Origin of the sequence: Streptomyces coeruleofuscus (assembly GCF_039532725.1) — a bacterium.
GTDB classification, from domain to species: Bacteria; Actinomycetota; Actinomycetes; order Streptomycetales; family Streptomycetaceae; genus Streptomyces; species Streptomyces coeruleofuscus.
Window position 1 is genome coordinate 738,253 of sequence record NZ_BAAASE010000003.1, and the last position, 13,750, is coordinate 752,002.

Sequence of the window (13,750 nt, forward strand, 5' to 3'; positions counted from 1 at the left end):
GAATCCGCCCACATGCACCTGTCATCCACCGTCCCTCTCCCAAGAGTCCTGCACCTCACCCAACCGGTGGACGGCGGCGTCGCGCGCGTCGTGACGGACCTGGTCCGGGCACAACTGTCGGACGGCCTGGACGTCACCGTGGCCTGCCCCGACAGCGCGCTCACCACGAAACTGCGGACCCTCGGCGCGCGCGTACGGCACTGGCACGCGACACGGTCGCCGGGTACGTCGCTCGTCCGGGAGGTACGGCACCTGGCGCAGGTGATCGACGAGGTGCGGCCCGATCTGGTGCACGCGCACAGCGCGAAGGCCGGGCTCGCCGGACGGCTCGCGGTACGCGGGCGGATTCCGACGGTCTTCCAGCCGCACGCCTGGTCGTTCGAAGCGGTCAGCGGGGGCACCGCGGCCCTGGCGCTCATGTGGGAACGCTGGGGGGCGCGTTGGGCCTCACGCGTGGTGTGTGTGAGCGAGGCGGAACGCGCCACCGGCATGGGCGCCAGGATCACCGGCCGGTGGACCGTCGTCCCCAACGGCATCGACCCCGAGCGCTTCCACCCGGCCGCCGCGGGCGCCGTGCGGGCCGGACTCGCACCGCTCGCCGGAATCCACCCGGCGGCACCGCTCGCCGTGTGCGTGGGGCGGCTGTGCCGGCAGAAAGGGCAGGACGTCCTGCTGCGGGCCTGGGAAGCCGTCGTGCGGCAGGTGCCCGACGCCCGCCTCGTCCTGGTCGGCGACGGGCCGGACCTCGACCGGCTTCGCGAAGGCGCCCCGGAATCGGTGGTGTTCGCGGGAGCCGTCGCCGACGCCTCCCCCTGGTACCAGGCCGCCGATCTCGTCGTCCTGCCGTCCCGCTGGGAGGGCATGGCCCTGGCGCCACTGGAGGCGATGGCCAGCGAGCGGCCCGTAGTGGTGACGGACGTCGACGGCGCCCGCGAGAGCCTGCCGCCCTCCTTCGCCGCCCGGTGCCTGGTCCCGCCGGAGGATCCGGCAGCGCTGGCCGGGGCCGTCACCGAGCTGCTGGCCGACCCGCTGCTGCGCGAGTCGCTCGGCCATCAGGGCCGTCGGCACGTGCTGTCCACCCACGACGTGCGGTACACCGCCGAGGCCGTCTCGGACCTCTATCGCGAGCTGCTCGGCCCATGGACCGCCACCACCCCCAGCGCTGACCACGGTCAGCCGCTCGGCACCGGACGTGGCGCCGAGGTGAACCGGACGACACAGCGCGTCGAGCCCACCGAGTACAGGGAGTCCATCCACTCGTGACCGCCGAACGTACCGTGCCCACCCCCGGCGTACCGCCACGGGACCACGGATCCTCACCAGTCTCGGTCATGCCGCCGCGCGGCACCGCCACCGGTTTCCGGTCGTCCGCCCCGCGGCGCCCGGCCCGGCCCGCCTCCCCCGTTCCGCTGCTCGTCGCGGACGGCGTCGCCGCCCTGGCGGGCGCACCGGCGCTCACCGATCCCCAGCGCCATCCCCTGCTCGTCACCCTGCTGATCGTCATGTCGCTGATGCTGCGCCGGCGCGACGGGCGGCCGCCGGTACCGGGGCTGCTGGAGGAACTGCCCGCCGTGTGCGGCCGCATCGCGGTGGCCTGGCTGGCACTCGCGGCGCTCCTGGCGGCGTACCGGCCGGAGCACGCGTTGTCCCTCCGTACCGTGCTGACGGGCCTCGCCCTGCACGCGGCGGCCGGCTGTGTGCTGCGCGGAGCCGTGCACGCGCGGCGGCGCGCCGCGCTGCTGCGTCACCCGCACACCGCACTCGTCCTCGGACCGGCGGCGACCGCGCAGCGCGTGGCCGCCGCCGTACTGCGTCACCCGCGGTGCGGCGTGCGGCCGGTGGGGATCGTCGCCGAGCAGCCGGACGGCACCGAGAGCCTGCCGGTGCTGACGACCCCTGAGGAGGTCGAGCGTGCGGTCATCCAGAACGGGGTGCGGGCGGTGCTCGCCGTTCACCCCTCCGTACGGGCCGAACAGGAGCCGCTGCTGCGGGCGCTGGCCGAGTCGGGCTGCGTGGTCTGGGAGGTCGACGCCGATTCCCCGTCGTACGCGACGCGGGAGCGGCTGGCCGGGTTCTCCTGCCGGCGCCTGGACATGTCCCCGGCCCGGCGCGGCAGCGCGGCCAAACGGACGCTCGACATCCTTGTGTCGGGAACGCTGTTGCTGCTGGTCAGCCCGCTGCTGCTGGCCTTCGCCGTGGCGCTGCGGATCAGCGACGGGCCGGGCGTGGTGTTCCGGCAGGAGCGCATCGGCAGAAACGGCGAGCCGTTCACGCTCCTGAAGTTCCGTACGCACCGCCCGGTCGACGAGCACGAGTCGGCAACCCGGTGGAGCGTGGCGAACGAGAACGAGATGCGCTGGTTCTGCCGGATGCTGCGGCGCACCTCGCTCGACGAACTGCTCCAGCTGTGGAACGTGCTCCGGGGCGACATGAGCCTGGTCGGACCGCGGCCCGAACGCCCCTACTTCGTCGCGCAGTTCGGCCAGACCTACCCCGGTTACGCGGTCCGCCACCGCATGCGGACCGGCATCACCGGCCTCGCCCAGATCCACGGACTGCGCGGCGACACCTCGATCGAGGACCGCTGCCGGTTCGACAACGCCTACATCGACGACTGGTCCCTGTGGCAGGACGTCTGCATCCTGCTGCGGACCGCGGCCACGGTGGTACGTCCCACGGGGAGCTGAGAGAGGTGAGCCTCGCACTGACACCGCTTCCCCGCCGCGTCGCCGCGCTGACACCGGCCCTGCCCGTGGTGGCCGTACCCGCCCTGTTGGCGCTGCCGCTGACGCCGGACGGTGCGGGGCCCGCCGACGTGCTCTCCGGGCTGATGGTGGTGTACTGCGTGATCCGCCTCCTGCTCGAACGGCGGCGCCCGCTGTCGCCCGCCGCCGCCGTGGTGCTGGGCCTGCCGGTCGTGGGGCTCGCGCTCGCCGCCATGGGGGCGTTCTCGCCCGAGGCCGGGCTCACCGGCCTGGGACGCTATCTGCAGACCTTCGTACTCGTGCCGGCGGCCGTGCTGCTGCTGCTCCGCGACCGGGCCGGCTTCCGGCTGGTGGCCTGGTCGTTCGTGGGCCTCGGTCTGTGTCAGGGGGCCGTCGGCGTCCACCAGTTCGTCACCCGGACCGGCGCCTCCTACCAGGGCGAGAACATCCGGGCGGTCGGCACCTTCGGACCGCACGACGTGATGGGCATGGCGACGGCGGTCTCCCTCGGCCTGGTGTGCGCGGTCGGGATCGCGCTGGGCCGGGTGCCCGTACGGCAGCGGGTGGCCGCCGCCGCGTGCGCCTTCGTGCTGCTGCTGCCGCTCGCGCTCTCCTTCAGCCGCGGAGCCTGGATCGCGACCGTCCTGACATGCGCCCTCCAGCTGGTGCTGGCCGGGTTGCGGCGCGCGCTCGTGGTCGTGGCGGCCACGTTCGCCGCGGGCGTGATCCTCGTGGGCGGCTTCGGTGTGGGCTCGGCGCTTCTCCAGGAGCGGATCGACAGCATCGCCCAGGTCACCGACGCTCCCGACCAGTCCGTCGTCGACCGGTACACCCTGTGGGCGTCCGCCACGGAGATCTGGCGGCAGCACCCGCTGACAGGGGTCGGGCTGAAGGGCTTCCCCGAGTACCGGGACGGGCACGCCACGCTCGCGCTGTCCTCGGGCAGCGAGACCGACGGCGCGGGTGTGGCCTACCAGAGGCAGCCGCTGCTGTCTCCGCACAACATGTACCTGCTGGTGCTGAGCGAGCAGGGCCTGATCGGGCTGCTCGCGCTCGCCGGGAGCTGGCTGGCGCTGCTGGTGTGCGGGATGCGGCGGCTGCTGCGCGTCCGCGACCGCGGGCCGGGACTCGAGTGCGGACTCGTCGCCTGCGGGCTGCTGGTCTGGCTGCTGACCGACTTCATGTACGGAGACATCGGCGGTCCCTCGACCGTGCTGATCGCCGTGGCCATGGGGCTCGGGGCGTGGTGGGCGCTGACCGGCGAGGCGCCTGCGGATGCGCCCCGCAGCGGGGTGCGGGAACGCGCCGAGGAGGCCCTGGCGCGATGACGGTGGTGCCTTCGCAGTCCCCCGGCTCCGAAACGGACGACGTGGCGACCGTGCCCCCGGCACGTGCCGCCACCAAGGCCGGGGAGGGCGCCGACCCGTCCTCGGCGGCGTCGGTTTCCGGGAGTTTCCTGGCCAGGGCCGCGCTCGTCACGGCCTCGCTGTCCATCGTCGGCTCGCTGCTCGGCCTGGTGCGCGACCAGTCGCTGGCGCGGCTGTTCGGCGCCGGGAGCGACACGGACGCCTTCCTGGTCGCATGGACCGTCCCGGAGTTCGCCGCCACGCTGCTCATCGAGGACGGGCTGGCGATCGCGCTCATCCCGGCGTTCAGCATGGCGCTCGCGCGCCGCGCCCGGGGCGCCCCGGGCGACCCGGTCCGCGCCCTGGTCGGCGCCACCCTGCCCCGGCTGTGCCTCGCCCTCGCCGCGGTGGCCGCGCTGATCGCCGGCACGGCTCCCTACCTGGTCCAGGCTCTCGCTCCCGGCCTGCCCGACCCCCGGCTCGCCGCCGACTGCACCCGGATCACGGCGACCTGCGTGCTGGCCTTCGGGCTCGCCGGGTACTGCAGTGCCGCCCTGCGGGCACACCGCTGTTTCCTCGCGCCCGCGGCGATCTACGTCGCCTACAACGCCGGCATCATCGCCGCGATGTTCCTCCTCGGTGACGACTGGGGCGTGCGCTCTGCCGCGGTCGGGGTAGCGGCGGGCGGCTGTCTGATGGTGGCGGTGCAACTGCCGTCGCTGTGGCGGCGACTGGCGTCGCCCGCGCCGCCCCCCGCCAGGGCCGGGGCGGACGTCGAGGAGCGGCCGATGCAACTCGCCCTGGTCGCCGCCGTACTCCTCTTCGCCCTGTGCCGCCAGTCCCAGGTCCTCGCCGAACGCTTCCTCGCCTCCGGCCTGCCCGCCGGTGCCATCTCGCACCTGAACTACGCGCAGAAGGTCGCCCAGATCCCGATGACGCTGTCGCTGATGGTGTGCACCGTCACCTTCCCGGTGGTGGCGCGGGCCCTCGCGGACGGTGACACGGCGCGGGCCCGCAGCCGCGTGGAGCGGGATCTGGCGCTCGCCTCGTGCCTGGTGCTGCTGGGCACGTGCGCGGTGATCGCCTGCGCCCCCCAGATGATCGAGCTGCTCTTCCAGCGGGGCGCGTTCACCGCGAGCGACACCGCCGCGACGGCGGACGTCATGCGCGTGTACGCCCTCGGGCTGCTGAGCCAGACCCTGGTGGGCGCGCTCGTGCGCTCCTACTTCTCGGCGGGCCGGGCCAGCTGGTATCCCCTGGGCGCGATGACGGCGGGCATCGCCGTGACGTCGTGGATCGGCGCCGCCACCGTGCACTCCTGGGGCGTGGCGGGCATCGCCGCCGCCAATGCCCTCGGCATCACCGTCACGGCCACCCTGCTGCTCGCCGGGCTGCGAACGGGCCGGCCGAACAGCCCCCACAGCGTCTCGGTCCGGGTCCGGCGGGTCCTGGACGAACTGAGCAGGCTGGTGTGCGCCGCGGTCGTCGCCACGGCCGCGGGGGCGTTCGCCGCGAGCCGGCTGCCGTCGCCGGCTGCGGGCCTCGCGGCCGGCTTCCTGACCGTGACCTTCGTCTTCCTCCCGCTCACCTGGGCCCTCGGTGCCCAGACTCCCGCGTCCGCTCTGCGCTCCCTACGCGCCGTCACACGAAGGCTCACACATGGCCGCTTCCGTTGATTCCCTCGGCACCGGCAGACCCGCGGCCCCGCACAGGGGTCCCGTCCCGTGGGTGGCGATGTACCACTCGGTGGGCGACTGCTCGGACGACCCGTACCGCATCACGGTCACGCCCGAGCGGCTCGCGATGCAGCTGGCCTGGCTGCGCCGGCGCGGGCTGCGGGGCGTGTCCGTGACCGAGCTGCTCGCCGCCCGCGCCCGGGGCGAGGGGCGGAACCTCGTCGGGCTGACCTTCGACGACGGGTACGCCGACTTCGTCACCGACGCCCTGCCGCTGCTGCACCGCTGGGACTGCGGCGCCACCCTCTTCGTGCTGCCCGGGCGGCTCGGCGGCGACAACGCCTGGGATCCGCTCGGTCCGCGCAAGCCGCTCCTGACCGCGGACGGCATCCGGCGCGCGGCCGCCGAAGGCGTGGAGATCGGCTCGCACGGGCTGACGCACGTCGACCTCACCAAGGCGGACGACCTCACCCTCAAGGCCGAGGTCGCCGAAAGCCGCGCACAGATCGAGGAGCTGACCGGCGCCCCGGTCGACGGTTTCTGCTACCCGTACGGCACGATCGACGCCCGCGCCGTCCAGGCCGTACGGGAAGCGGGATACACCTACGCCTGCGCCATCGACCCCGGCCCGCTGACCGGCCCGCACGCCCTGCCGCGCGTGTACGTCGGCCAGGACGACACGGCCTGGCGCCTGCACCTCAAGTACTGGCTGCACCGGCTGCGCCGGCGCCCGGTGGAGGGCCTGTGAGATGAGGGCTCTGCACATCATCACCGGCCTCGGCGTCGGCGGGGCCGAGCAGCAGTTGCGCCTGCTGCTGCGTCACCTGCCCGTCGACTGCGACGTCGTGACGCTCACCAACCCCGGTGCGGTCGCCGAGGGCCTCGTGGCCGACGGCGTCCGCGTCACGCATCTCGGCATGGGCGGCAACCGTGACCTGGCCGCGCTGCCGCGCCTGGTCCGGCTGATCCGCGCCGGCGGCTACGACCTGGTGCACACCCACCTGTACCGGGCCTGCGTCTACGGCCGGTTCGCCGCGCGCGCGGCCGGGGTCCGGGCGGTCGTCGCCACCGAACACTCCCTGGGCGACTCGCAGATGGAGGGCCGCAGGCTGACGGCTGGGGTGCGCGGGCTGTATCTCGCCAGCGAGCGGCTCGGTTCGGCGACGGTCGCCGTCTCCCCGACGGTGGCCGAGCGCCTGAGGCGCTGGGGCGTGCCGGCGCCCCGCATCGAGGTCGTCCCGAACGGCATCGACCTGGACCGCTTCCGCTTCGACCCGGAGCGGCGCGAGCACACCCGCCGGCACCTCGGCCTGCCGCAGGACGCCTGGGTCGTGGGCGGTGTCGGCCGGCTCACCGCGGGGAAGCGGTTCGACGTCCTCGTCCGCGCGCTCACCCTGCTCCCGGACGACCACCGGCTGCTGCTGGTGGGCGGGGGCCCCGAGGAGCACGCCCTGCGTCGCACGGCCCACGACGCCGGCGTGGCCGGCCGTGTCGTGTTCACCGGCGAACGTCCCTACGTGCCCGACGGCTCGCCCGGTCCGGACCTGCCCTCGCTCACCTCGGCGATGGACCTGCTCGCGTCCCCGTCCACGGAGGAGGCCTTCGGTCTGGCGGCCGTGGAGGCGCTGGCGTCCGGCCTGCCCGTGCTCTACGCCTCCTGCCCGGCCATCGAGGATGTGCGGCCGCCCGCCGCCGCCGGCGCCCGGCGGGTGCGCGGCGGCCCCGAGGCATACGCCCGCGCGATCGCCGAGGTCCGCGCGGCCGGCGCCCGGCCGCGCACGGCCTCGGAGGTCGCCCACCACTACAGCATCACCCACTGCGCGGCCCGTCTGACGGACGTGTACGCGGCAGCGGTCTCCAGTTCGCCGTCCCTCTCACCTCTGGGAGCCACCTCCTCATGACCGACACTCCGCCCCGTCAGCGCCGCTTGTCCCTGGCTCGTCTCAGGGGGCTCCCCCTGTGGTCCGTGCTCGCGGCCGGCACCCTCGCCGGGGGTCTGCTCGGCGGTGCGTACGGCTTGCTCACCCCCTCCACGTACACGGCCACGAGCTATGTCATCGCCGTGCCGACCGGGAAGTCCACGCCGGACGCCGCCCTCGGATTCGCCCAGGCGTACGGCCGGGTCGCCACCCAGCTCGCGGTGCTCGGGGACGCGCAGGTGTACGCGGGTGTGCCGGTGCACACCCTGCAGCGCAGTGTGCGCTCGGCGACGTCGCCGGACGCGCCGATGGTCGCCGTCTCGGCCACCTCCTCGCGCCCCGGCCTCGCCGTCGACATGGCCAACGCGGTCACCCGCGCGCTGACCCGACACGCGGACGACAGCAGGGGCAACACCAACGTGCGGCTCGTGCAGTTCTCGCGGGCGGTGGAGCCGAGCGAGCCCACGTCCGCGTCACCGGCGGTGACCGGTCTGGTGGGGGCGAGCGCGGGCGGTCTGCTGGGCGGCCTGGCCCTGCTGGCGCGGCCGAGGAAGGCCGGCCAGGACGACGAACCCGCCCCGGCCCCCTCGGTGCCCGGCCCGGCCGCCGCCGCCGATGCGCGCGGACAACGGTGACGACGGCGGGCCTGGCGGGACACGGCACCGGGGAGCGCTGTTTCACCGCGCCCTACCACCAGTCGAAGCGGAGGCAGAGCTTCCCGCCGAGCCACTCCTCCACCCAGCTGCCCAGGTCGAGCGGCGTGCAGTCCGCCGGGGGCGGCGGTGTGCTGGGCGGGGTCGGCTTCGGCGTGGGCGTGGGCGTGAGGGGCGGGGTCGCCTGGTCGGTTCGGCCGAACAGGGCGGACCGGTAGAGGTGGGACGACCTCGGGTTGGCCCCGCACTGCCACACACCGTGCGGGCAGTAGTCGGTCAGCGTGTTGTAGAGCGGTTTGTGCTCCTCCATCCAGGCGAGCATGCTCCGCATGTACTCGGCATTGTCACCGTTGCGGAAGAGCCCCCATTCCGGATAGGAAATGGGTTTGCCGTGAGCCTTCGCGAAATCCACGTGGTGTTGCAGCCCGTAGGGCTCTTTCACCTGTTGCTCGAACGACATCCCGGCCGGCTGGTCATAGGAGTCCATGCCAATGATGTCGACCGTGTCGTCTCCCGGATAGCATTTCGTCCATGGAACGGCGTCCACGCCCCGACTCGGCGTGAAATCGAACCGAAACTTCTGGCCCGGCACGGAACGCATGGTGGTGACGATCCGATTCCAGTACTTCTTCCAGGCCTCCGGGTCCGGCCCACACCGATGGGTGTACGTGGTGCCGTTCATTTCCCAGCCGAGCACGATGACCGTGTCCGGCACCTTCAACTCCACCAGCCGCTCGGCGAGGACACGGAAGTGGTGATCGAACTCCCCGGCCGCGCCCTGCCGCAGCAGCCGCCGGACCTCGCCGTCGGAGACGCCCTCCTCATTGCGCTCCTGCATGGGGACGTTGAGGACGAGCATGCGATCGGCCTTCTTGTTGCGCCAGTGCGCCCACACCTTGAGGAAGTCGGCGGAACCCTCGATGTCGCGCCAGCGGTGGCCCGGCAGATAGGTGTGGCCGGCGCGGAGCTCGGCGCCGCCCAGCCAGTGGCTGAACAGCGGCATCCGGGCCACACCGCGGGCATCGGACTTGAGGAAGACACCGAAGGCCGGGGCTTCCTCGCCCGCCGGAGTGGTGGCCGAAGCCGACGCCGAGGGCAGGGGGACGGCCGGAGGCGCGAGGGCCGAGGGCGTGGCCACGGGTGTCGTCGGGCTCGGTGCCGGAGCCCGCGGATCGGCGGCTCGCGCCACCCCCACCCCCGCCACGGGGCCGGACGCCAGGGCGGCCGACGCGGCGACCGCTGCCGCGCCCAGGGCAAGCCGGCGGACCCCGGCCCGCTTGTGCTGTGGGGCCATGCCTGTTCCTTCCTTCGCTCTCGTCCGGACTGCTGCCACTGTTTGTGTTATTGACGGGCAGTCACATGAAGTCAGTCACAGAAAAGCCAATAGCGCCACAACCGTTACGACTTTCGAGTGCCGGGCTCGCCCGTGCGGGTGAGCCGATGAGAAAAGAAAGAGAGAGTTCGTGTCGCTACTCGACATCCGCGTCCCCGCTGTGCTGCTGCGGATCGACCGGAATCCCTTTCACCACGGAACCCTGGGGGCCGCGCGTTCGCTCGGCAGGTCGGGAGTGGAGGTACACGTCGTCGCGGATTCCGCGGGGAGTCCCGTGGGCGCGTCACGTTACGTACGTCGAATGCATCCCCCGCCGCTCCCGGGAGCGTCCCCGGACGAGGTTCTCGCCGTGCTGCGCCGCGTGGCCGACGAAATCGCACGCCCCGCCGTGCTGGTCCCGTTGGACGACGCGAGCGCGATCGCCGTGGGCCGGATGCGGGACGAACTCGCCCCCTCCTACCTCCTGCCCTCGATGCCGGGCAGCCTCGCCGAACGCGTCGCCGACAAGGCGGAGCTGGCCGCCGTGTGCGCGTCCACCGACGTCCCGCACCCGACGACGCTGATCCCGGACAGTCCGGCGGAGGTCGCCGACGCCATGCGGCGGCTCGGGCTGCCGGTGGTGGCCAAGTGGAGCCGGCCCTGGCTGCTGCCCGCCGGCAGCGGGCTGCGCAGCACGGCGCTGGTCCGGTCCGTGCAGCAGGCCCGGGAGCTGTTCCTGCGCACCGAGGAAGCGGGCAGCCGGCTGCTGCTCCAGGCGTACCTGCCACCGGGGCCGGACCGGGACTGGTTCTTCCACGGCTACGCAGACCACTCGGGCACCGTGCGCGCGGGCGGACCGGGCCGCAAGCAGCTGGCCTGGCCGCGCGGGGCGGGGCTGACCGCGGTCGGCTGCTGGACGCCCAACACTCAGGTGCAGGCGCTGGCCGAGCGGCTCACCGACGAACTGGGCTACCGGGGCATCTTCGACCTCGACTTCCGCCGCTGCGGCGCGACGGGCCGCTACCACCTGCTCGACTTCAACCCGCGCGCCGGCGCCCAGTTCCGGCTCTTCGCGGACAGCGCGGGCCTGGACGTCGTACGGGCCATGCACCTGGACCTGACGGGCCGTCCACTGCCGGACGGGGTCCCGATGCCCGGGCGGGCGTTCGTGGTGGAGAACTACGCGCCGCTGGCGGCGCTGCGTGCGGCGCCGGGCGGGCGTGAGCTGGCCTGGTACGCCGCTGACGACCGCTCCCCCGGGCGGGTCATGTGGGCCCAGTGGTGCCGGCACGTGTCCCGTCGGCTGCGTGAGCGGCTGGGCACGACGACGGCGGCGCCTATGCCCCGGCTGATCCCCCGGGCAGCCTCGCCCTCCCTGACCGACAACGAGAAAGCGAGCAGTTGATGGTGTACGACCTTCTGGTGGTGGGCGCAGGCCCGTACGGCCTGTCGATCGCGTCCCACGCCGCGGCCGCCGGGCTGAACCTGCGCGTGTTCGGCCGGCCCATGGCCTCCTGGCGGGACAACATGCCCCGCGGCATGTTCCTGAAGTCGGAACCGTGGGCGTCCAACCTCTCCGACCCGGCCGGGCGGTGGCGACTGGACGTCTACTGCGCCGAGCACGGCCTGACGGCACGTCACGCGAAGCCGATTCCGGTCGAGGCGTTCGCGGAGTACGGCCTGTGGTTCGCCCGCCACGCCGTGCCGGAGGTGGACGAGCGCACGGTGACCCGTGTGGCGGCCGCGCCCGGCGGTTTCACGGCGGTCACCGAGGACGGGGCGGAGGTGCACGCCCGGACGGTCGCCCTGGCGGTCGGCGTGATGCCGTTCGTCGAGGTGCCGCAGGCACTGCGCGGACTGCACCCCGCGCTGGTGACGCACAGCAGCCACCACAGCGACCTCGACCGCTTCCGCGGCAAGGACGTCACGGTGATCGGCGGCGGTCAGGCGGCCCTGGAGACGGCGGCGCTGCTCGCCGAACAGGGCACCCGCGTCCGTGTGCTGGCGCGAGCGGAACAGCTGCGGTGGAACGATGTGCCGCCGCCCTGGGAGCGCCCCTGGTGGCAGTCGGCCCGCTCCCCCCACAGCGGGCTCGGCCCCGGATGGCGCAACTGGTTCTACGCGGAGCGTCCCAACCTCTTCCGGCGGCTGCCGGAGCCGACCCGGGCCCGCATCGCGACCACGGCGCTGGGGCCGGCGGGCGCGTGGTGGGTGCGGGACCGGGTGGAGGGCGTGGTGGAGCTGCTGCCGGGCCATGAGGTCACCGCGGCCTGTGCGGTGCCGGGCGGGGTACGGCTGGACACGGTGAGCCGCGCGGGTGCCCTGCGCAGCCTGGAGACCGAACACGTCATCGCCGCTACGGGGTTCCGGGCGCGTTGCGACCGGCTCGGACTGCTCTCCCCCGAGTTGCGCGGAACGCTTGCGGCACTGCCGGACGGCTCCCCGGAGGTCGGGCGCAGCTTCGAGTCCTCGCACCCCGGCCTGTTCCTCGCCGGCCTGGTGACGGCCTCGGGCTTCGGCCCGGCCATGCGCTTCGTGCAGGGCGCGTCCTTCACGGCGTCGACCCTCGTCCGGGGTGTGCGCCGCCGGCTCGGGACGACACCGGCGGGCGGCACCGTCCCCGCACCGGTGGACGGCAGCCGGAGCGAGTCGCCGTCGCCGGTACGGCGCTGACGGGGAACCGCGCGGGTGACACGGGGGCCGCTGGCGGCGACGGAGTCGCCGGCGGCCCGCCCTCGTGCCGGGGACGGCGGTGGAGGGGGCGGTGTGACGCGACGGCCGACACCCCCCGGATCATGTCGACGGGGGGTGCGGGTGGTACTTGTCCCGGGAAGCCAGGGGCCTCGCACCGGGACCAGGAAAGTGACGGGACGGCTCCGGCGTCGGCCCGCCCCGGGCCTGGCGGGCGGTTCCGGCGGAGAGTCGCTGCCGCACCGGCCCGTGCGGCGTGTGGTCCCCGGACCGGCTGGGGCCTGCCTCGGGTGGCGGCAGCCTCCGGTCCGGGGTGGGGGGCGGGTGCCGGGCGGGTCGCGTCCGGCACCCGGTGACAGCTAGCGGGACCAGGCGGTGCGACCGCGGCGGTACAGCAGCACCCCGCCGGCCATCAGGGCGGCACTGGCGACCGAGGCGGCCACCAGGGCCTCACTTCCGGTCTCGGCCAGCTGGGGCAGCGGACCGCTCTCCGTCTCCTCCTCCGGGGTGGACGGCGTCTCGCTGTCCTTCTCGGGTGAGGACGGGGAACCCGGCGTCTCCTCGTCGTGCGGGGTGGGACGGTCCTTGGCCGGCGGGACCGTCCGGTCCTCACCACTCGGCTTCTCGGTGTCGTCCTCGCCGCCGTAGCCGCCGTGGCCGCCGTACGAGTCGTTGTGGCAGGAGTTCTCGGACGCCTCGTTGAACACCCCGAGTCCGGCGACGCTGTTGCCGCACGCGTTCACCGGCACGTCGACCGGCACCTGCACGACGTTCCCGGATCCCACGCCGGGGGAACCCTTCGCGACCCCCGAGGCGTCCGCGCCGGAGCCCTTCCCCTTGTGCGAGCCGTTGCGGCAGACGTTGCCGAACGACTCGTTGAGCGCCGCGAGCACCTCGACGGTGTTGCCGCACAGGTTGATCGGCACGTCGATCGGCACCTGCACGTTGTTCCCGGACAACGCACCGGGAGAGTCCTTCGCCACTCCCGACGCGTCGGAGTCAGCGAGGGCGGGGCTGCCATACAGGGACAGAATCCCCGTGGCGGCGGCCGCCGCGAACGCTCCCTTGCTCAGGGTCTGTCGCATTGCAGTTGTCCTCCTGCTTGAAGAATTGGGGCAGCCGGCCGCGGAACGGAGATCCACATCCAAGGTCGGCGGTGTGGCGGCACGGAAAGTCGCAGTGCTGAACAGGAATGAGGCGTACGGGATGCTCGCTCGCGCCGAAGGGCTGCGGAGTCGGTTCAGCGTTCCCCGCCCTGGCCCATCGCGACGGCCGGTCCGCCGGCAAGCGCCGGGGCAGCGGCCGTCACCGGCATGCCGATGGCAGAAGCGGCGGCGGCCGCGACGTTCATAGCCTCCTTGAGCACTGCGCGTTCCTTTCTCGTAGCGCCGCATGCTCTACTGCCTCATCAACCCGGTGCAGGAGAATTGGTTCCGCAGGTTCACCCG

Annotated in this window: 12 protein-coding genes; 9 read left to right on the top strand and 3 right to left on the bottom strand. The window is 73.5% G+C overall.

The features are described from left to right. Positions 1–12: 12 nt before the first annotated feature. The 7 genes from ABFX81_RS14570 to ABFX81_RS14600 are packed head-to-tail and all read left to right on the top strand — an operon-like array spanning position 13 to position 8,281. Positions 13–1,263 carry a glycosyltransferase gene (locus tag ABFX81_RS14570; protein WP_086854807.1) on the top strand — a complete coding sequence of 417 codons (1,251 nt, stop codon included), beginning with the start codon at positions 13–15 and terminating at the stop codon, positions 1,261–1,263. After that, positions 1,260–2,687 carry an exopolysaccharide biosynthesis polyprenyl glycosylphosphotransferase gene (locus ABFX81_RS14575; protein ID WP_086854806.1) on the top strand — a complete coding sequence of 476 codons (1,428 nt, stop codon included), beginning with the start codon at positions 1,260–1,262 and terminating at the stop codon, positions 2,685–2,687. Before ABFX81_RS14570 ends, ABFX81_RS14575 begins: the two co-directional genes overlap by 4 nt. Positions 2,688–2,692: 5 nt before the next feature. Continuing rightward, a complete protein-coding gene (locus ABFX81_RS14580; RefSeq protein WP_086854805.1) occupies positions 2,693–4,033 on the top strand; it encodes an O-antigen ligase family protein in 1,341 nt (446 codons plus the stop codon). Continuing rightward, on the top strand, positions 4,030–5,727 hold the full coding sequence (locus ABFX81_RS14585; RefSeq protein WP_086854804.1) for a lipid II flippase MurJ: 1,698 nt from the start codon (positions 4,030–4,032) through the stop codon (positions 5,725–5,727). Before ABFX81_RS14580 ends, ABFX81_RS14585 begins: the two co-directional genes overlap by 4 nt. Continuing rightward, positions 5,711–6,475, top strand: coding sequence for a polysaccharide deacetylase family protein (locus ABFX81_RS14590; RefSeq protein WP_086854803.1), 765 nt, complete (start codon positions 5,711–5,713; stop codon positions 6,473–6,475). Before ABFX81_RS14585 ends, ABFX81_RS14590 begins: the two co-directional genes overlap by 17 nt. Position 6,476: 1 nt before the next feature. After that, a complete protein-coding gene (locus ABFX81_RS14595) occupies positions 6,477–7,628 on the top strand; it encodes a glycosyltransferase (protein WP_346138148.1) in 1,152 nt (383 codons plus the stop codon). Then, positions 7,625–8,281, top strand: coding sequence for a YveK family protein (locus tag ABFX81_RS14600; protein ID WP_346138150.1), 657 nt, complete (start codon positions 7,625–7,627; stop codon positions 8,279–8,281). Before ABFX81_RS14595 ends, ABFX81_RS14600 begins: the two co-directional genes overlap by 4 nt. A gap of 52 nt (positions 8,282–8,333) precedes the next feature. Here ABFX81_RS14600 and ABFX81_RS14605 read toward each other — a convergent pair whose 3' ends face one another. Beyond that, a complete protein-coding gene (locus ABFX81_RS14605; RefSeq protein ID WP_086846976.1) occupies positions 8,334–9,593 on the bottom strand; it encodes a glycosyl hydrolase in 1,260 nt (419 codons plus the stop codon). 169 nt (positions 9,594–9,762) lie between these two features. Here ABFX81_RS14605 and ABFX81_RS14610 point away from each other — a divergent pair, with 169 nt between their 5' ends. Beyond that, positions 9,763–11,016, top strand: coding sequence for an ATP-grasp domain-containing protein (locus ABFX81_RS14610; RefSeq protein WP_086846978.1), 1,254 nt, complete (start codon positions 9,763–9,765; stop codon positions 11,014–11,016). After that, on the top strand, positions 11,016–12,284 hold the full coding sequence (locus ABFX81_RS14615) for an NAD(P)-binding domain-containing protein (RefSeq protein ID WP_346138151.1): 1,269 nt from the start codon (positions 11,016–11,018) through the stop codon (positions 12,282–12,284). Before ABFX81_RS14610 ends, ABFX81_RS14615 begins: the two co-directional genes overlap by 1 nt. 377 nt (positions 12,285–12,661) lie before the next feature. On the opposite strand, the gene ABFX81_RS14620 is transcribed toward ABFX81_RS14615, so the two are convergent. Then, positions 12,662–13,387, bottom strand: a complete 726-nt coding sequence (locus ABFX81_RS14620) for a chaplin family protein (RefSeq protein WP_086846980.1) — start codon at positions 13,385–13,387, stop codon at positions 12,662–12,664. Positions 13,388–13,542: 155 nt separating this feature from the next. Beyond that, positions 13,543–13,668: a hypothetical protein gene (locus ABFX81_RS14625; RefSeq protein WP_346138152.1), complete on the bottom strand. Its 126-nt coding sequence runs from the start codon at positions 13,666–13,668 to the stop codon at positions 13,543–13,545. Positions 13,669–13,750 lie beyond the last annotated feature (82 nt).